We start from the raw sequence: 16,578 nt of genomic DNA, 5'->3' as shown, positions 1-16,578 counted from the left end.
GCGCGGCGTGCTGACCGCATCAACCGCGCGGCACCTCCGCAAACCCCGGATCGCCACCCACCACAACGGAATTAAACCGGATGCGGGTTTCCAGACCCTCGTTGATCTGCCGGATTGCGTCGTCGGGCAACGCATTGACATTGAAGTTCTCGCGGATGCGGGCCGGGTTGACCGATGACGTCAGCACGGCGGTGCCGCGCTGAATCCCCCAGGCCAACAACACCTGTGCGGGGGTGCTGCCCACACCTTGGGCGATCGAGACGATCAATGGGTCGTCGAGCAGTCGCGGTTCCAGCGCGTGGCCGAGCGATGCGAACGCCAGCAACACGATTCCGTGCGCGCGGCAGAGCTCGTGCAGCTCCCACTGCGGGTGATAGGGGTGCGACTCGACCTGCACGACGGCCGGGATGATGCGGGCGGTCTCCACGATGTCTCGGGTGCCTTCGGCGTCGATGTCGGACAGGCCGATAGACCCGGCAAGCCCGTCATCGACAAGGGATTCCATCGCGTTCCACGTTTCCCGCAGCGTCACCCCGTCGTCGTAGACGATGTTGCCCTGCGCGTCACGCGGGTCTTGGTCGTCGCCGGGGGCGAAGGCGAACGGCGTGTGAACCAGGTAGAGGTCGACGGAGTCCAGCCCCAGTTTGTGCAAGCTGGCCTTCAAGGCCGGCTCGACCCGTTCGGGGCGATGGTTGTTGTTCCACAGCTTGGTGGTCACGAAGACGTCTTCGCGCCGAATGATGCCGTCGGCGAACAACTCTCGCAGTGCCGCTCCGACTTCTGCCTCGTTGCGATACCGCTCGGCAGCATCGAGGTGGCGAAACCCCACCTCGACCGCGGCTTTCACGGCCCGGACAGTTTGCGTGCGATCGGACAGTGACGTCCCGAATCCGAGCGCCGGGATGGCACCGCCGCCGTGGTTCAGGGCGAACCTTTGCTGGCTGAGATCGTCGTTGTGTGTCATGCGCTTTGGCCTCCTTGCGTGACCATTGCTGGTTTCGGCGCCGGATTCAGCGCCGCGACGGCTTGCGCCGTGGTCCACAGTGCGCTGGCGAGAAAGCGGAAATTCACCAACGCCGCCGAATAGCCGTCGCCTTCGGGCAGGCGCGGCCCCGCCGTGGCGTCCTTGACGACGACCACCTCAAAGCCTTGCTCGATGAGTTCGCGCAAGTGACCCTCGACGCACAGGTTGGCCGCCATCCCGGCCAGCACGACCTGGCTCACGCCGCGCTTGCGTAATTGCAGCACCAGGTCGTTGGACTCGGGGCCGACGATCTTGTGTGGCGAGACGATAACCGTCCGCCCGTCGCAAATGTCGTGGCGCAGGGCCGGCAGGAAGTCCGCGCCGGAGTCGGTGAATCCGCCCGCTGCGTAGGCGCTTTGACGCCGGAACATGCCGGCGGCCGCCATAAAACGCTCCAGCGGATCACCGAACCGCCACTGGTCGTCGGTCGGGTAGAAGTAGTGCGGGGACACCGCGACGGTGATGCCGGCCAGCTTCGCCGAGCGCAGGAGCTCCCCGATATGGGCGACGGTGTGGTTGTCGCGGATGCTGTCCCCGAATACCGGCCATCCGGCGCCTTCGGGACTGAGGAAGTCGATCTGCGGGTCGGTGACGACGAGCGCGGCGCGCTCTACATCGAGCGCGAAGCCGGACGGCGGCAGTGCCGGATTCTGCGGCTCGGGATACGGGTTCAGCTCTGGCACGGGCGGTCCTCGGAGGTGGGCGGGCGATCGGACATCTCAAAATAACTGACCGGTCGTCTATAAACAAGCGTGGCAGCGCTCTCCGCATTCCGCGACAACGCCAACACTTAGCGCAACAGCGCCGGGACCGTCGCGGTCTCGAAACGGTCGTAGGGGGCGCGGCTACGGGTGACCTTGCCGCGCAGCGCCGCGCCCTCCCACGCCTCGATCAGCACGCAGGCCAAGTCGTCGGCGTCCAGGTCGCCCCGGACGTCCCCGGCCGGGCGCTGTCCCGTACGTACGCACGCCGCCAGCACCGACCCCCAGCGGTCGAGTATCCGCAGCAGCTCGGCGCGGATCGGCTCACTCACCCCGCCGAGCTCCAGCGACAGGTTGCCCACCAGGCAGCCGAGCAGGAAGTCGCCCGCCTCATGGTCGTCGGCGAGCGCGTGGAAGAACCGGACGATGCGGTCACCCGCCGCGCCGTCTCGCTCGAGTATCGGCAGGAGCCGCGCCTCGATGTCGCCCCAATAGTGCGCGACGAGCGCCGCGGCGAAGGCCTCTTTGCTGGCGAAGTAGGCGTAGAACGACCCCTTCGGGATCCCGGCGGCATCGGTGATGTCCTTCACGCCGCTGGCGGCGAACCCGTGTGCATGGATCAGCTCGAGCCCCGCCGCAAGTAGCCGGCGTCGCACGTCAGGATTGGGTGGTCGGGGCACCGCCCAAGGATAGTCGACCGGTCGGCTATTTTGCCGCGCCTAGAACAGGTCCCGGTGCGGCACGTCGGTGACCAGGCCGCCATCCATCACGAACTCGCTGCCCGTGGCGTAGGACGACTCGTCGCTGGCGAGGAACAGGATGAACGTCGACACCTCTCGCGACTCGGCCGGGCGCCCCAGCGGGACGGTGACCATGTCGTCGGGCAGGTGCGCGGTCATCGGGGTGCGGATGAAGCCGGGGTGCACCGAGTTGACGCGGATGTTGTGCTTGGCCAGCTCCAGCGCCGCCGACTTGGCCAGGCCACGCACCGCCCACTTGGACGCCACGTACGGGTGCACCATGGGCGCGCCGCGCAGGCCCTCGATCGAGGACACGTTGATGATCGAACCGCCACCCGCCGCGATCATCGGCTCGACGGCCACCCGCATGCCCAGGAACGTCCCCGTCAGGTTGACGTCGATCACCTTCTGCCACTTGGCCAGGTCGAAACTCTTCAGCGGGCCCAGCGCGACCGTGCCGGCGTTGTTGACCAGGACGTTGAGCTTGCCGAACTCCTCGATCGCGGTCGCCACGGCGGCGTCCCAATCCTCGGGCTGGGTGACGTCGAGGTGGACGTAACGCACGGAGTCGCCGATCTCGTCGGCGACGGCCTTGCCCTTGTCGTCGAGGATGTCGCCGATCACCACCTTGGCGCCCTCCTCGGCCAGCAGCCGCGCGTGCTCGGCGCCCATGCCGCGGGCGCCGCCGCTGATGAGCGCAACTTTTCCGTCTACCCGACCCACGTGGGTCTCCTTTCGTTCAGGTGTTCACCAGAGTGCTCGGCGCGTACAGCCCGCTGCCGGTGACCAGCGGCAGGTCCAGCGTGGTCCGAATGCCCGGCGGCGCCGCCACCACCGCGGGAATGGCGTTGACGATACGGCCCGCCGCACCGGCGATCGCCGCGTGGTTGTGATCGCCCTTGCGGCTGCTCGGCACGATGTCCACGGCGTAGGACGGCTCGCCGGTGATCTCGATGCGGTACGAGCCGTCGCCCGAGGCAGGCTGCGGCAGGTCGGGACGCAGGTCGGGGCGCAGCCGGGTGACGTGTTCGATGACGATGGCCGGGTGGCCCTTGACCATGCCGCGGATCTCGAACTGCAGCACCGCGACGGTGCCCTTGGCGACGCGGCCGACCGCGATGTCGAAGTCCTCGGGCGCCGGCTCGCGCTGGTAGGACTCGGTGATCTCGTCGACCTCGATGCCCAGGCCGGCCGCCAGCTGACGAATGGCGGTGCCCCAGGCGATGGACAGGATGCCGGGCTGCAACAGCATCGGGATCTCGTCCATGGGCCGGCCGAACCCCATGTAGGTCATCACCTCTTCGCCGGCGTAACTGGCGTAGTCGTGGATTTCCATGCAGCGCACCTGCTCGATGCGCCGGCAGGTGCCGGCCAGCGCGAACGGAAGCAGGTCGTTGGCGAATCCTGGGTCGACACCGCTGATGAAGACGCTCGAGTTGCCTTGCCGCGCAGCGTCTTCGACGCGGCCGATGTACTTGTCGGGCATGACGCCCCAGGGGTGTTGCAGCAGCCCGGGCGACGATCCGACGACGTTGATGCCGGCGGCCAGGATCCGCATGACGTCGCCCATCGCCTCGGGTAGCCGGGTGTCCCCCATCGCGCAGTACACGACGCAGTCGGGCTTGCCGGCGATGAGGGCGTCCAGGTCGTCGACGGCCGCGACACCGGTGACCACCCCGGGCTCCAGGCCGACGCCGCACAGCTCGCCCGCATCGCGCCCGACCTTCTCCGGCGTGGAGACGCAGACGCCCGTCAGCTCGAACTGCGGGTTACCGATGAGGTGGGCCAGGGCCAAGCCGCCGACGTTCCCGGTGCCGACGTGCGCGACGCGAATCGCCATGTGAGTCTCCGTCCCCAGCTGGCCAGTTTTCTAGACACTAGTCCATAAAATCGGCCTGGCATACCGGCCCCAAGCCGCCCGGCGGCGGGCACAATGAATCGCTGATGACGCAACGCGAGGACGTCGAGTTCACCTCCGGCGCCGACCGGATCAGCGCCTGGCTCTACCGCCCACCGGGTGGCGGGCCGGTGCCGCTGCTGGTGATGGCGCATGGTCTGGGCGCGGTGCGCACCATGCGCCTCGACGCCTACGCGGAGCGCTTCAGCGCGGCCGGCTACGCCTGCCTGGTGTTCGACTACCGCAACTTCGGGGACAGCGGGGGGCGCCCGCGGCAGGTGCTCGACGTCGGCCTGCAACTCGCCGACTGGGCGGCGGCCGTCGACTTCGCCCGCACGCTGCCGGAGGTCGACCGCAATCGGATCGCGCTGTGGGGCACCTCGTTCGCCGGCGGGCACGTCATCGCCACGGCGGCCCGGTTGCCCGGCATCGCCGCCGTCGTCGCGCAGTGCCCCTTCACCGACGGCCTGGCCTCACTGCGCGCCATCGGCAACCCGGTCGTCGCCGCGCGCATCACCGCGCTGGCGGTGCGCGACACGGTGGGCGCCCGGCTGGGCAGGCCCCCGGTCCTCATCCCGACGGCGGGCGAGCCCGGTTCCGTCGCGCTGATGAGCACCCCCGACGCCTACTCCGGCTACCTGGCGCTGGTGCCACCGGGGGCCGACTTCCCCAACGAGGTCGCCGCGCGGATCGCGTTGCAGGTCAGCGCCTACCGGCCCGGGCGCCGCACCCCCGACATCAGCTGCCCCATCCTGTTCTGCGTGTGCGACTCCGACTCCGTCGCGCCCGCCGGGGCCACGCTGCGGCACGCGGCCCGAGCGCCCCGCGGGGAGGTCAAGCGCTATCCCGAGGGCCACTTCGCGATCTACGTCGGGGAGGCGTTCGAGCGGGTGGTCGCGGATCAGATCGCGTTCCTCGACAAGCATCTGGCGGGCTAGGGCCCCAGCGGGGCGTCGGTGCGGATGGACTCGTCGCGAATCAATCCGCGCAGCAGGGCGGTGCTGAACTCGGCGGCGATCTCCTTGGCCGACCGCCGGCCGCTGGGCCGCAGCCAGCGGTAGCTGCCCAGCGTCATCCCGATGTAGCCCAGCGCCAGCACGTGGGAGTCGCACTCGAAGAACTCGCCGCTGGCGATCCCGCGGTCGATCAGGCCGTGCACATGGTGGTAGACCTGCGCCTCTTTCTCGCGCACCTCGGCGACCTGCTCGGCGGTGAACCACTCGGTGATGTACGGCTGTTCTTGGAAGTACACGGCGGCCCGTTCCGGGTCGCCCGCGATGCCGGTCAACAGCCGAACGGTGTACTGGTAGAGCGCCTCCCGCGCGGTCCACGACGGGTCGTCGTGCACGGCGGCCAGCGTGCCCTCCGCGGCCTGCCGGTAGATGTCGAACAGGATCAGCGACTTGCTCGCGTAGTAGTGGTAGACCGTCGCCTTGTTCAGGCCGATCACGTCGGCCACGTCGTCCATCCGGGTGCCGTGATAGCCGCGCGCCGCGAACAGCTTGGTGGCCACGGCCAACAACTCCTCGCGGCGCGTCAGCCCACTGGGGGTGATGCTGTCGGCGGGCATCTCACACTCACTATCGTCGGCACGGGCAGGCCAGGCCGGTGCGCTATCAATCAACTGGTTGGACAGTTTAAGCAAATCACCATTAACGGCCCCGCGGCGCATGGGACTAGACTTCGTGACGAGCGTGCTGAGTCGAGAGGTGGGGAACGATGGATCCGAGTCCGGACTACGACGGCAGCGACGAGATCGAGTTCTTCTTCCGGTATCTCACCTGGGGTTTGCGCGGCGTCCAGGACGGCAACGGCTACCCGCCGCCGGCGTACCCGCCCGTCTGAGCGGTCACCCACACCCCGGGCGCGCTCGCCTGAATGCGCGCGCGCCGGCGTCGCAGCCGGCCCCCGCTACAGCGCCTTGAGCTCCTCGGCGACCGCGGTCACCGACTTCTTCGCGTCACCGAACAGCATGCTGGTGCCCTCACCGTAGAACAGCGGGTTGTCGATGCCCGCGAAACCGGAATTCATCGACCGCTTCAGCACGATCACCGACTTGGCCTTGTCCACGTTGAGGATCGGCATGCCGTAGATGGGGCTGGAGGCGTCGTTGCGGGCGGCCGGGTTGGTGACGTCGTTGGCGCCGATGACGATCGCGACGTCGGTGCGGGCGAACTCGTCGTTGATGTCGTCCATGTCCTTCATGGCGTCGTAGTCGACCTCGGCCTCGGCCAGCAGTACGTTCATGTGCCCGGGCATCCGGCCGGCCACCGGGTGGATCGCGTACTTCACCGTCACGCCCTTGTTCTCCAGCAGCGCGGCCATGTCCTTCACCGCGTGCTGGGCCTGCGCGACGGCCAGGCCGTAGCCCGGGACCACGATCACCTGGTTGGCGTAGGCCATCTGGATCGCGGCGTCGGCGGCCGAGGTGGACTTCACGGTCCGGTCGGCACCGTCGCCGCGGGCCCCCGGCGCCACTCCCCCGCCGCCGAAGCCGCCCGCGACGATCGCGGGAATGGAGCGGTTCATCGCCTTGGCCATCAGGTTGGTCAGGATCGAACCCGAGGCGCCGACGATCATGCCGGCCACGATCATCGCGGTGTTGTTCAGCGCCAGCCCGGCCGCGGCGGCCGACAGGCCGGTCATCGCGTTCAGCAGCGAGATGACGACGGGCATGTCGGCGCCACCGATCGGCAGCACCACCATCAGGCCGAGCACGCCGGCGGCGACCAGCAGGCCGACCATCCACCACAGCGACACCCCGCCGGTCCCCGGGTGCGCGTGCAGTCCGATCACGACCGCCGCGGCCACCGCGGCGGCCAGCAGCAGCAGGTTGACCGGCTGCTGGGCCTTGCCGAAGCCGATCGGCGAGCCGCTGATGATCTCCTGCAGCTTGCCGAAGGCGATGATCGAACCCCAGAAGGAGATCGAGCCGATGATGGCGGCGAACAGCGACGCGACCACGATGTGCACGGTCGGCGACTCGCCATGCTGGAAGGCCGAGAACCCGCTGGTCTCGATGAACTCCGCCAGCGCGATCAGCGCGACGGTGCCGCCACCGACGCCGTTGAAGAAGGCCACCAGCTGCGGCATCGCGGTCATCTTGGTCAGCCGCGCGGGCGGGATGCCCAGGGCCAGGCCCACGACCAAGCCGGCGATGATCAGCACCCACTGGTCGGTGTGGCGGATCTTGATCAGGGTCGCCACCACGGCCAGCGCCATGCCCACCGCGGCGATCAAGTTGCCGCGCACGGCCGTCTTGGGGCCGGTCAGGCCCATCAAGCCGTAGATGAACAGCGCGAACGAGACGATGTAGAGAACGGTGACCAGATAGTTCATTTCGCGGCGAGGTCCTCGGTCTTGACGGGCTGTTTCTTGCCCTTGAACATGCCCAGCATGCGGTCGGTGACGATGAAGCCGCCGATGACGTTCAGCGTGCCGAACACCACCGCGACGAACAGGACGATCTGCACCGCCAGCGACGGGTGCTCGACCTCGCCGAACACCACCAGCGCGCCGAGCACCACGATGCCGTGGATGGCGTTGGTGCCCGACATCAGCGGCGTGTGCAGCGTGTTGGGCACCTTGGAGATGACCGCGAACCCGACGAACCCGGACAGCACCAGGATCGCCAGGTTGGCCAACAGCTCGTCGTACATCTAGGAGTCCTCTCCGGTGCCGGCGCGGGTCACACACGACGCCGCGACGACCTCGTCGTCGAAATCGGGGGCCAGCTTGCCGTCTTTGATCAGCAGGCCGAGCAGGGCCGTGATGTTCTTGCTGTACAGCTCGCTGGCGTGCTCGGGCATGGTCGCGGGCAGGTTCAACGGCGAGGCGATCGTGACGTCGTGGCGGACGACCGTCTGCCCCGGCTCGGTGAGCTCGCAGTTGCCGCCGGTCTCCCCGGCCAGGTCGACTACGACGCTGCCCGGCTTCATCGCCTCCACCGCGGCGGCGGTGACCAGCCGCGGCGCGGGCCGCCCCGGCACCAGCGCCGTCGTGATCACCACGTCGAACCCGGCGATCGCCTTCTCCAGCGCCTGCTGCTGCTGGACCCGCTCGTCCTCGGTGAGCTCACGGGCGTAGCCGCCCTCGCCGGCCGCGTCGATGCCCACGTCGAGCCACTGCGCCCCCACCGAGCGCACCTGGTCGGCGACCTCGGGCCGCACGTCGTAACCGGTGGTCTTCGCGCCCAGCCGCTTCGCGGTCGCCAGGGCCTGCAGCCCGGCCACCCCGACGCCCAGCACCAGCACGCTGGCCGGCTTCACGGTGCCCGCCGCGGTGGTCAGCATCGGAAAGAACCGGGTTGACTCGGAGGCGGCCAGCAGGACGGCCTTGTAGCCGGCCACGTTGGCCTGCGAGGACAGCGCGTCCATGACCTGAGCTCGGGAGATCCGGGGAATGGCCTCCAGCGCGAACGCCTGCACCCCGGCGGCGGTGAGCGCGCCGATGGAGTTGTCGGCGTTGCGTGGCGCCAGGAAGCCGATCAGCGTCTGCCCGCTGCGCAGCCTGGCGACCTCGGCGGCGCTCGGCGGCGCCACCTTGACCACGATGTCGGCGGCCCAGGCGTCGCCGATGCTGGCGCCCGCCTCCGTGTAGAGCTGATCGGGCAGCAGGGCCCCTTCACCCGCGCCCGCGTCGACCACCACCGCGACGCCGCTGCCCACCAGCGAGGCCACCGCCTTGGGCACCAGCGCGACCCGGCGCTCGTCGGGCCCCGACTCGGCGACCACCCCTACCGTCGTCTGCGCATCTGTCATGGCGCGTGCATCTACTTTCCCGTGCGGTCCTGCGATGAATATGGCGCAGGCTCGGCCGCGCGCTTCGCTACCTTAACGCCTGGCCGTTTCCGCCCCGGACGCCCGATCGCCCGGGCAGGGATACCCGCGGGCGGTCCGGTCGACGCGGGCCGGCCGCGGTGGCCGTGTCGGAGCGGCCCGGAGCGACTCCCTCGGCACCGTCTTCACACCGGTGACCTTTAAGGGAGGCGTTTCGACACGTGTCCTATGGTGACGGGCATGGACTTCGCGATGTCGGCCAAGGCCAACGACTACCACAAGCGACTGTCCGACTTCATGACCGAGTACGTCTTTCCGGCCGAGGCCGACTACGACCACTACCGCCACGAAGCCGGCCCGCGCGATCACACCGTCCCGCCGGTCATCGAGGAGCTGAAGACCAAGGCCAAGGAGCGCGGCCTGTGGAATCTGTTCCTGCCGGCGGAGTCGGGCCTGACCAACCTCGAGTACGCGCCCCTGGCCGAGATCACCGGGTGGAGCCTGGAACTGGCGCCCGAGGCGATCAACTGCGCGGCGCCCGACACGGGCAACATGGAGACGCTGCACCTGTTCGCCACCGACGAGCAGCGCAAGCAATGGCTGGAACCGTTGCTGGCCGGCGAGATTCGCAGCGCCTTCTCGATGACCGAGCCGGCGGTCGCCAGCAGCGACGCCCGCAACATCGAGACGTCGATCGTGCGCGACGGCGGCGACTACGTGATCAACGGCCGCAAGTGGTGGACGTCCGGCGCGGCCGACCCGCGCTGCAAGGTCCTCATCGTCATGGGCCGCACCAACCCCGAGGCCGCCAGCCACCAGCAGCAGTCGATGGTGTTGGTCCCCATCGACACGCCCGGCGTCACGGTCGTGCGTTCCACACCGGTCTTCGGCTGGCAAGACCAGCACGGCCACTGCGAGATCGTCTACGACAACGTGCGGGTGCCCGCCACCAACCTGCTCGGCGAGGAGGGGTCCGGTTTCGCGATCGCCCAGGCCCGCCTGGGGCCGGGCCGCATTCACCACTGCATGCGGGCCCTCGGCGGCGCCGAACGCGCGCTGGCCCTCATGGTCGACCGGGTGCAGAAGCGGGTGGCGTTCGGTCGACCGCTGGCCGAGCAGGGCGTGGTCCGCGAGGCGATCGCCAAGTCCCGCAACGAAATCGATCAGGCCCGGTTGCTGTGCGAGAAGGCCGCGTGGACCATCGACCAGCACGGCAACAAAGCGGCCCACCTGCTGGTGTCCCAGATCAAGACGGTGGCCCCCCGGGTGGCCTGCGACGTCATCGACCGCGCCATTCAGGTGCACGGCGCCGCGGGCGTCAGCGACGACACCGTGCTCGCCCGCCTGTACGGCTGGCACCGCGCCATGCGGATCTTCGACGGCCCCGACGAGGTGCACATGCGGACCATCGCGCGCGCCGAGCTCGGACGCGAGAAGTCCCCGCTCGCCGCGGCGGTCACCGCGCATGCCTGACGCGGTGCGCGAACTTTCGGGCGCCTGGAACTTCCGCGACGTCGCCGACGGAACGGCCGGGCTGAAGCCGGGCCGGCTGTTTCGCTCCGGGGAGCTGAGCCGCCTCGACGACGCGGGCCGTAGCACGTTGCGCCAGTTGGGAATCACCGACGTCGCCGATCTGCGCGCCGCGCGCGAGGTCGCCCGCCGCGGCCCGGGCCTGGTTCCCGACGGCGTCGACATTCACCTGCTGCCGTTCCCCGATCTCGGTGACGAGGACGCGACCGACCCGAAAGACGACGCGCCGCATGAGACGGCGCTCCGGCGGTTGTTCGAGGGCAACCCCGACCAGACCGACGACGAGGTCAACGAGGCCGCCGTCCGCCACATGACCGACGAATACCGGCAATTCCCCACCCGCAACGGCGCGCAACGCGCTGTCCGCCAAGTCTTTTCGTTACTGGCGGCGGGGCGCCCGGTGCTCACCCACTGCTTCGCGGGCAAGGACCGCACCGGCTTCGTGATCGCCATGGTGCTGGAGGCGATAGGCGTCGACCGCGACACCATCGTCGCCGACTATCTGCGCAGCAACGCCGCGGTGCCACAGCTGCGCGAACACATCTACGAGATGATCCAACAGCGCTCCGACGTCGAATTGACCCCGGAGGTAGTCACTTTCACCAAGGCCCGGCTGGCCGACGGCGTGCTCGGCGTTCGCCCCGAGTACCTGGCCGCCGCCCGCGAGACGATCGACGCGCAGTTCGGGTCGCTGGACGCCTACCTGCGCGACGCGGGCGTCACGCAGGCGGATGTGGACCGCCTGCGTGACGAACTGCTCGTCTAGCCGAGTTTGAAGTCGGCCTTCTTGGCCGCGGACAGGTCGGTGATGTCGTCCCAGCGCGCGGCGACGTCGTCGACCGTCGGGGGCTTGTCGAAGTTGATCCCGTCGTTCTGAAACAGCGCGACGCGCTGCACCTTGCCGCCGCCGACCACGAAAACCGAAGCGCTGTTGGGGTTTTCCTCGGTGCACAGGTAGGCCACCACCGGCGCGACGTACTCGGGGGTGAGCTTTTCGAGCACCTCCTTGGGCAGGATGTCCTCGGTCATGCGCGTCGCCGCGATCGGGGCGACGGCGTTGGCGTGGATGTTGTACTTCGCGCCCTCGAGCGCCAGGCTGTTGATCAGGCCGACCAGGCCGAGCTTGGCGGCGCCGTAGTTGGTCTGGCCGAAGTTGCCGAACAGCCCGCTGGTGGAGGTGGCGACGACGACGCGGCCGTAGCTCTGCTCGCGGAAGTGCGGCCACGCGGCGCGGATGACGTTGTAGCCGCCGTAGAGGTGCACCTTGAGCACCGCGTCCCAGTTCTCGAACGACATCTTGTGGAAGGTGCCGTCGCGCAGGATGCCGGCGTTGCTGACCACGCCGTGCACGGCGCCGAATTCGTCGAGCGCGGTCTTGATGATGCCCTCGGCGCCCTCGGATTCGGCGACGCTGTCGTAGTTGGCGACCGCTCGCCCACCGGCGTCCTTGATCTCCTTGACCACCTCGTCGGCCATGTTGTGGCCGGCGCCGGTGCCGTCGCGGGATCCACCGAGATCGTTGACGACGACGCTCGCGCCCTCCTTGGCGAGGGTCAACGCGTATTCGCGGCCCAATCCCCCGCCGGCTCCGGTGACGACGATGACGCGATCCTGCACTCCTGGCATCGGGTTCCTTTCCTGTGATGGCTTCGTTCGGTACCGGCGTCGGCCGCCGGGCCGGGGTCAGAACATGCGGCGGGCCAACTTGAAGGCCCGGGCGGTGTACGGCGGGTAGATGAAGCTGGACAGGTCGGGCCGGGTCGGCTTGGTCAGCACCGACTTGCGGTGGCTGAACTCCTCGAAGCCGTACTTGCCGTGGTAGGCGCCCATGCCCGACGCGCCCACGCCGCCGAACGGCAGCTTGGCGGTGGACACCTGGAACGCGAGGTGGTTGACCAGCATGCCCCCGGCGGGCACCTCCTTGATCACCCGCTCACGGGTCGCGCGCGTCTTGGTGAACAGGTACGCCGACAGCGGCTTGGGCCGTGAGTTGACGAAACGGATTGCTTCGTCGAGGTTTTGGACGGTGATGAGGGGCAGCACCGGCCCGAAGATCTCGTTTTGCATCAACGGCCCGTCCGGGTCGGGGTCGACGACCAGCGCGGGCTTGATGCGCAGGCTGGACGCGTCGCAGTCACCGCCGACGACGACCCTGCCGTCCCCGCCGGCCAGGTAACCGCTGATCCGGTCGAACTGGCGCTGGTTGACCAGCCGCATGCCGTCCGGCTTGTCCGCGGTGAACTTCGTGATCGCGGCGCCGATCTTGTCGACCAGCTGGTCGCGGATCGAGGCGTCGGCCAGCACGTAGTCGGGGGCGACGCAGGTCTGGCCGCCGTTCAGCAGCTTCATCCAGGCGATCCGCTTGGCCGCCACGTCGACGTCGGCGTCCGCCGCGACGATCACCGGGCTCTTGCCGCCGAGCTCCAGCGTGCAGGGGGTCAGGTGCGGCGCGGCACCCTCGTAGACCTTGCGGCCGATCTCGGTGCCGCCGGTGAACAGCAGCCGGTCCAGGCCCTGCGCGATGAGCTCCTGGCTGACCGCGCCGTCGCCCTCGACCACGGCGACGGCGTCGTTGTCGAGGTAGCGCGGCACCAGCTCCGCCATCAGGTGCGCGGACGCCGCCGCGATCTCCGAGGGCTTGAGGATGACGGCGTTACCCGCGGCGAGCGCCCCGACGGCGGGGCCCAGCGTCAGGTAGAACGGGTAGTTCCAGGCGCCGATGATCAGCACGGTGCCGTAGGGCTCGTACTCGACCCAGCCGCGGCCGGGCAGCTGCGGCACCTCGAGCAGCTGGTAGCGCCGGCGCGCCCACCGGCGCAGCTTCTTGGCCGCGTACTTGGCCTCGCCGGCGGTGGTGGCGATGTCGGCGATGAACGCCTCGAACGGGCTGCGGTCCAGGTCCGCGGCCAGCGCGTCGGAGATCGCGCCTTCGTTCTCTTCCATCAGCTTGGCCAGCTGGAGAAGCTGCCGCTTGCGCCATTCCAGGTCGCGGGTGCGGCCGCTGGCATAGGTTTTGCGCAGCCGCGCGACGGTGGCCGGGACGTCGACCGGCGGGGCGGTGCCGTTGGTGGAGGTCGTGGGAGCAACCGATTCGGTGGTCATCATTGTCCTTCCCGAGCGCCCGCCCGCACGCGGACGACTGCTCATCGGTGATAACCGCGATCCTAACCATCCGGTTGGGAGAGCGGTCGGGAAGGATCGGTCTGGCGGCGGCCAGCACACGCCGCGCGTCGGGCGCTCGCACCCGGCGCGGTCGGATCCGGCGTTACAGCCGCTCGGCGACGACGAAGTCGGAGAAGGCGTCCTTATCGTCGGCCAGCGGCACGTTGTCGATCCAGCGGCCCAGCCGGCGCATCTCGTCCGTCGAACGCTGCGCGGTCGCCCGCCAGCCATGCTGGTTGAGCCACTCGGTGACGTCGGCGCGGTGCTCGTCGCGGTACATCAGCTCACCGACGTCGACGGTCTCCTCTAGGCCCAGCTCGTCGGCGACCTTGCGGAACCGCTCGCGCATCTGCTGCCGGCGCTCCTCGGCGTGCCTGGGCGCGGTCTCCGCCGACACCCGGCTGCCGGCCGGGCTGAGCTCGCCGATCTGGGTGAACAACCGGTCCTGCGCCTCCGCGGGCAGGTACATCAGCAGGCCCTCGGCCAGCCACGCGGTGGGCGCCGCGGCGTCGAACCCGGCGGCGCGCAGCGCGGCCGGCCAGTCCTGGCGCAGGTCGATGGCCACGGCGCGGCGGTCGGCGGTCGGCGTGGCGCCGTGCTCGGCCAGCGTCGCGGACTTGAACTCCAGCACCTGCGGCTGGTCGATCTCGTAGACCGTGGTGCCGGCCGGCCAGTCCAGCCGGTAGGCCCGGGAGTCCAGCCCCGACGCGAGGATGACCACCTGCCGGATCCCGGCGGCTACGGCGTCGGCGAAATAGCTGTCGAAGAAGTGCGTGCGCACCGCCTGGTAGCTGCGCATGTGTTCGAGCTGGGCGGCGGAGTCGGCGTCCAGGGCTTCGATCTTGGCGGCGACGTCGGGGTCGAGCATGTGCTCCCACAACACGCCCGCCCCGGCGCTGTTCACCAGCAGCCGGGCGTACGGGTCGCGGATCAGCGGGTCCGGCCGCTCGGTCTCGACGGCGCGCGCGGCGGCCACCATCACCGCGGTGCTGCCGACGCTGGTCTTGATGTCCCAGGTGTCGTCGTGGGTACGCAGTGAGCTCATCGCCTTACTCCTTGCCTAACTCCCTGATCAGTGTTCCGCTTCGCCGAGCCGGGCCCGCAGCAGCGTGCTGCGCACCGCCTCCTCGGTCAGTTCCTCGGGTACCGGGCGGCCCAACCGGGCCATCTCGTCGCGATTGCTGACGGTGTGCACCTGCCAGCCGTGGGCGCTCAGCCACCCAGCGGCATCCGTCCGGTCCGGCTCGTGATAGGTGAGCGCCTGCACGTTGACGTCCAGGCCGAGCCGCTCCCGCATCCGCAGCCAGCGCTGCGAATTGCTCCGTGAATTCATCCCGAACGCCTCGATCGCGACCTGGCTGCCGGCGGCGCTCAGCGCGGTGAACTTCTCGAACAACCGGTCCTGGGCATCGCTCGGCAGGTACGGCAGTAACCCCTCGGCCAGCCAGGCGGTCGGCTCGGTGCGGTCGAACCCCGCGCCGAGCAGCGCGGCCGGCCAGTCGTCGCGCAGGTCCACCGGGACCGGTCGGCGGATCGCGGCGGGTGACGCGCCCAGCGATTCCAGGGTCGAGGTCTTGTACTCCAGCACCTTGGGCTGGTCGATCTCGTACACCGACGTGCCGGTGGGCCAGGGCAGCCGGTAGGCCCGGGAGTCCAGCCCGGCCGCCAGGATCACCACCTGGCGGATGCCCGCGTCCGCGGCGGCGGCGAAGTAGCTGTCGAAAAAGTGCGTCCGCACCGCCTGATAGTCGATGCCGAGCCGGTGGGCGCGTTGCCCGTATTCGTCTCCGTCGAGCCAGCCGACGTCGGGGTCGGCCAGGCGGGCCCACGCCGGGCCGGCCGAGGACACCAGCACGCGGGCGTATTCGTCGCGGATCAGCGGGTCCGGTCGGGCGGTCTCGGCCGCGCGCGCGGCGGCCACCCCCAGCGCGGTGGCGCCGACGAGTTCGGTGATGGTCCAGCTGTCACCGGAGGTCCGTTGCGAGGGCGGTAACGAGGCGTCCAGGTCAGTCATATCCGCCCAGGATACCGGCAAAGGTTAGTTAGCCTATGCGCTTTGTGCGCTACGTCACTGCAGATCGGCCGACCGGCGGAACGCTCCCTCGAGGAGTCGGCGCATCATCCCGGTGATCGACAGCAGGGCTTCGGGGCCCTGCACGAAGCCCGCATACAGGCCCACCCCGCACAAAAGGACGAGCAAGGCCTCGATCAACGCTGGCACGTCGACGTCAGGGGGAACCTCGCCGCTGGTCACCGCGTCGTTGACGATGCGGTTCAGAAAGTCCCGGCACAGGCGCACGGAGTCGTTCTCGGTGGTGTTCCACTCGGGGTGCCGCTGCGACTCGAGGACGCCGGAGATGATCATCGCCGATCCGCCCATGGTCTCGATATTGCCGCGCACCGCCACGGAGATGAATGTCGTGAGCTGTGCCGCCAGCCCGGTTTCTTGATATGCCCGTTCAATTCCGGCACCGATAATGAATTTATTTGTTTCGTCCAGCACTTCCCGATACAACGTCCGCTTGCTGGAGAAGTAGTGGTTGATCGCCGGCCGGGTCAGGTCCGCGCGCCGCGAAGGCTGACGAAACACGTCAGCGCATAATCCACGCTGCACGTCTGGTTTTCAGCGAGCGGGGTTATGACGGCGCCACTTTTCAGGCCATTGCGGCGCGCGCGGACCTGACCCGGCCGGCGATCAACCACTACTTCTCCAGCAAGCGGACGTTGTATCGGGAAGTGCTGGACG

The 16,578-nt window shown here is 69.1% G+C and carries 19 protein-coding genes; 5 read left to right on the top strand and 14 right to left on the bottom strand.

Translation table 11 applies throughout. The features are described from left to right. Positions 1-19: 19 nt before the first annotated feature. The 5 genes from A5700_RS15205 to A5700_RS15185 form a co-directional block, all read right to left on the bottom strand. The gene (locus A5700_RS15205; protein WP_068068624.1) at positions 20-964 is read right to left on the bottom strand and encodes an aldo/keto reductase; all 945 of its coding nucleotides are present in this window, start codon (positions 962-964) and stop codon (positions 20-22) included. Then, positions 961-1,707, bottom strand: a complete 747-nt coding sequence (locus tag A5700_RS15200; RefSeq protein WP_068068621.1) for a cysteine hydrolase — start codon at positions 1,705-1,707, stop codon at positions 961-963. The genes A5700_RS15205 and A5700_RS15200 overlap by 4 nt, the downstream gene beginning before the upstream one ends. A gap of 107 nt (positions 1,708-1,814) precedes the next feature. After that, entirely contained in the window at positions 1,815-2,405 is a 591-nt protein-coding gene (locus A5700_RS15195) for a TetR/AcrR family transcriptional regulator (RefSeq protein ID WP_068068618.1), read from the bottom strand. 39 nt (positions 2,406-2,444) lie between these two features. Continuing rightward, on the bottom strand, positions 2,445-3,188 hold the full coding sequence (locus A5700_RS15190; protein ID WP_068068615.1) for a glucose 1-dehydrogenase: 744 nt from the start codon (positions 3,186-3,188) through the stop codon (positions 2,445-2,447). A gap of 16 nt (positions 3,189-3,204) precedes the next feature. Beyond that, on the bottom strand, positions 3,205-4,305 hold the full coding sequence (locus A5700_RS15185) for a diacylglycerol kinase (protein ID WP_068068612.1): 1,101 nt from the start codon (positions 4,303-4,305) through the stop codon (positions 3,205-3,207). A gap of 104 nt (positions 4,306-4,409) precedes the next feature. On the opposite strand from A5700_RS15185, the gene A5700_RS15180 reads away from it, so the two are divergent. Then, entirely contained in the window at positions 4,410-5,300 is an 891-nt protein-coding gene (locus A5700_RS15180) for an alpha/beta hydrolase (RefSeq protein ID WP_068068609.1), read from the top strand. Here the strand turns inward: A5700_RS15180 and A5700_RS15175 are convergent. Then, positions 5,297-5,932 carry a TetR/AcrR family transcriptional regulator gene (locus A5700_RS15175; protein ID WP_068068606.1) on the bottom strand — a complete coding sequence of 212 codons (636 nt, stop codon included), beginning with the start codon at positions 5,930-5,932 and terminating at the stop codon, positions 5,297-5,299. The genes A5700_RS15180 and A5700_RS15175 overlap by 4 nt on opposite strands. A 149-nt stretch (positions 5,933-6,081) precedes the next feature. Here A5700_RS15175 and A5700_RS26140 point away from each other — a divergent pair, with 149 nt between their 5' ends. Further along, positions 6,082-6,207: a hypothetical protein gene (locus tag A5700_RS26140; protein ID WP_156671236.1), complete on the top strand. Its 126-nt coding sequence runs from the start codon at positions 6,082-6,084 to the stop codon at positions 6,205-6,207. A gap of 66 nt (positions 6,208-6,273) precedes the next feature. Here the strand turns inward: A5700_RS26140 and A5700_RS15170 are convergent, their stop codons facing one another. The 3 genes from A5700_RS15170 to A5700_RS15160 are packed head-to-tail and all read right to left on the bottom strand — an operon-like array spanning position 6,274 to position 9,122. Beyond that, the gene (locus A5700_RS15170) at positions 6,274-7,701 is read right to left on the bottom strand and encodes an NAD(P)(+) transhydrogenase (Re/Si-specific) subunit beta (RefSeq protein WP_068068603.1); all 1,428 of its coding nucleotides are present in this window, start codon (positions 7,699-7,701) and stop codon (positions 6,274-6,276) included. Further along, positions 7,698-8,021, bottom strand: a complete 324-nt coding sequence (locus A5700_RS15165) for an NAD(P) transhydrogenase subunit alpha (RefSeq protein WP_068068600.1) — start codon at positions 8,019-8,021, stop codon at positions 7,698-7,700. Before A5700_RS15165 ends, A5700_RS15170 begins: the two co-directional genes overlap by 4 nt. Beyond that, positions 8,022-9,122 carry a Re/Si-specific NAD(P)(+) transhydrogenase subunit alpha gene (locus A5700_RS15160; RefSeq protein WP_068068596.1) on the bottom strand — a complete coding sequence of 367 codons (1,101 nt, stop codon included), beginning with the start codon at positions 9,120-9,122 and terminating at the stop codon, positions 8,022-8,024. A gap of 270 nt (positions 9,123-9,392) precedes the next feature. Between A5700_RS15160 and A5700_RS15155 the strand changes: the two genes are divergently transcribed. Next, a complete protein-coding gene (locus tag A5700_RS15155; RefSeq protein ID WP_197502794.1) occupies positions 9,393-10,613 on the top strand; it encodes an acyl-CoA dehydrogenase family protein in 1,221 nt (406 codons plus the stop codon). Next, positions 10,606-11,436 (top strand): tyrosine-protein phosphatase, encoded by an 831-nt coding sequence (locus tag A5700_RS15150; RefSeq protein WP_068068593.1) that lies wholly within the window; start codon positions 10,606-10,608, stop codon positions 11,434-11,436. The genes A5700_RS15155 and A5700_RS15150 overlap by 8 nt, the downstream gene beginning before the upstream one ends. On the opposite strand, the gene A5700_RS15145 is transcribed toward A5700_RS15150, so the two are convergent. The 5 genes from A5700_RS15145 to A5700_RS15125 all read right to left on the bottom strand — a co-directional run bounded on the left by A5700_RS15145 (position 11,433) and on the right by A5700_RS15125 (position 16,335). Next, positions 11,433-12,296 carry an SDR family oxidoreductase gene (locus A5700_RS15145; RefSeq protein WP_068068591.1) on the bottom strand — a complete coding sequence of 288 codons (864 nt, stop codon included), beginning with the start codon at positions 12,294-12,296 and terminating at the stop codon, positions 11,433-11,435. The genes A5700_RS15150 and A5700_RS15145 overlap by 4 nt on opposite strands. A gap of 57 nt (positions 12,297-12,353) precedes the next feature. Beyond that, positions 12,354-13,775, bottom strand: a complete 1,422-nt coding sequence (locus A5700_RS15140) for an aldehyde dehydrogenase family protein (protein WP_068068586.1) — start codon at positions 13,773-13,775, stop codon at positions 12,354-12,356. Positions 13,776-13,935: 160 nt separating this feature from the next. Further along, entirely contained in the window at positions 13,936-14,877 is a 942-nt protein-coding gene (locus tag A5700_RS15135) for a class I SAM-dependent methyltransferase (protein WP_068068583.1), read from the bottom strand. Between the two features lie 27 nt (positions 14,878-14,904). Continuing rightward, the gene (locus A5700_RS15130) at positions 14,905-15,846 is read right to left on the bottom strand and encodes a class I SAM-dependent methyltransferase (RefSeq protein WP_068068580.1); all 942 of its coding nucleotides are present in this window, start codon (positions 15,844-15,846) and stop codon (positions 14,905-14,907) included. Between the two features lie 54 nt (positions 15,847-15,900). Next, positions 15,901-16,335 carry a TetR family transcriptional regulator gene (locus tag A5700_RS15125; RefSeq protein WP_156671234.1) on the bottom strand — a complete coding sequence of 145 codons (435 nt, stop codon included), beginning with the start codon at positions 16,333-16,335 and terminating at the stop codon, positions 15,901-15,903. A gap of 95 nt (positions 16,336-16,430) precedes the next feature. Here A5700_RS15125 and A5700_RS25420 point away from each other — a divergent pair. Then, positions 16,431-16,578: helix-turn-helix domain-containing protein (locus A5700_RS25420; protein WP_369828274.1), on the top strand; the 148-nt coding region annotated here is incomplete at its 3' end.

The sequence above is a fragment of the Mycobacterium sp. E1214 genome, from assembly GCF_001666755.1.
GTDB lineage: Bacteria > Actinomycetota > Actinomycetes > Mycobacteriales > Mycobacteriaceae > Mycobacterium.
Note: the sequence above shows the minus strand (reverse complement) of the source record. Positions and strands in the feature narration are given on the sequence as shown.

Bases quoted from the DNA above. Each gene is read 5' to 3' on its own strand.
- A5700_RS15150 (WP_068068593.1), top strand. From the start codon at position 10,606: ATGCCTGACGCGGTGCGCGAACTTTCGGGCGCCTGGAACTTCCGCGAC.
- A5700_RS15130 (WP_068068580.1), bottom strand. From the start codon at position 15,846: ATGACTGACCTGGACGCCTCGTTACCGCCCTCGCAACGGACCTCCGGT.
- A5700_RS15160 (WP_068068596.1), bottom strand. From the start codon at position 9,122: ATGACAGATGCGCAGACGACGGTAGGGGTGGTCGCCGAGTCGGGGCCC.
- A5700_RS15175 (WP_068068606.1), bottom strand. From the start codon at position 5,932: ATGCCCGCCGACAGCATCACCCCCAGTGGGCTGACGCGCCGCGAGGAG.
- A5700_RS15185 (WP_068068612.1), bottom strand. From the start codon at position 4,305: ATGGCGATTCGCGTCGCGCACGTCGGCACCGGGAACGTCGGCGGCTTG.
- A5700_RS15145 (WP_068068591.1), bottom strand. From the start codon at position 12,296: ATGCCAGGAGTGCAGGATCGCGTCATCGTCGTCACCGGAGCCGGCGGG.
- A5700_RS15205 (WP_068068624.1), bottom strand. From the start codon at position 964: ATGACACACAACGACGATCTCAGCCAGCAAAGGTTCGCCCTGAACCAC.
- A5700_RS15180 (WP_068068609.1), top strand. From the start codon at position 4,410: ATGACGCAACGCGAGGACGTCGAGTTCACCTCCGGCGCCGACCGGATC.
- A5700_RS26140 (WP_156671236.1), top strand. From the start codon at position 6,082: ATGGATCCGAGTCCGGACTACGACGGCAGCGACGAGATCGAGTTCTTC.
- A5700_RS15135 (WP_068068583.1), bottom strand. From the start codon at position 14,877: ATGAGCTCACTGCGTACCCACGACGACACCTGGGACATCAAGACCAGC.
- A5700_RS15155 (WP_197502794.1), top strand. From the start codon at position 9,393: ATGTCGGCCAAGGCCAACGACTACCACAAGCGACTGTCCGACTTCATG.
- A5700_RS15140 (WP_068068586.1), bottom strand. From the start codon at position 13,775: ATGATGACCACCGAATCGGTTGCTCCCACGACCTCCACCAACGGCACC.
- A5700_RS15170 (WP_068068603.1), bottom strand. From the start codon at position 7,701: ATGAACTATCTGGTCACCGTTCTCTACATCGTCTCGTTCGCGCTGTTC.
- A5700_RS15165 (WP_068068600.1), bottom strand. From the start codon at position 8,021: ATGTACGACGAGCTGTTGGCCAACCTGGCGATCCTGGTGCTGTCCGGG.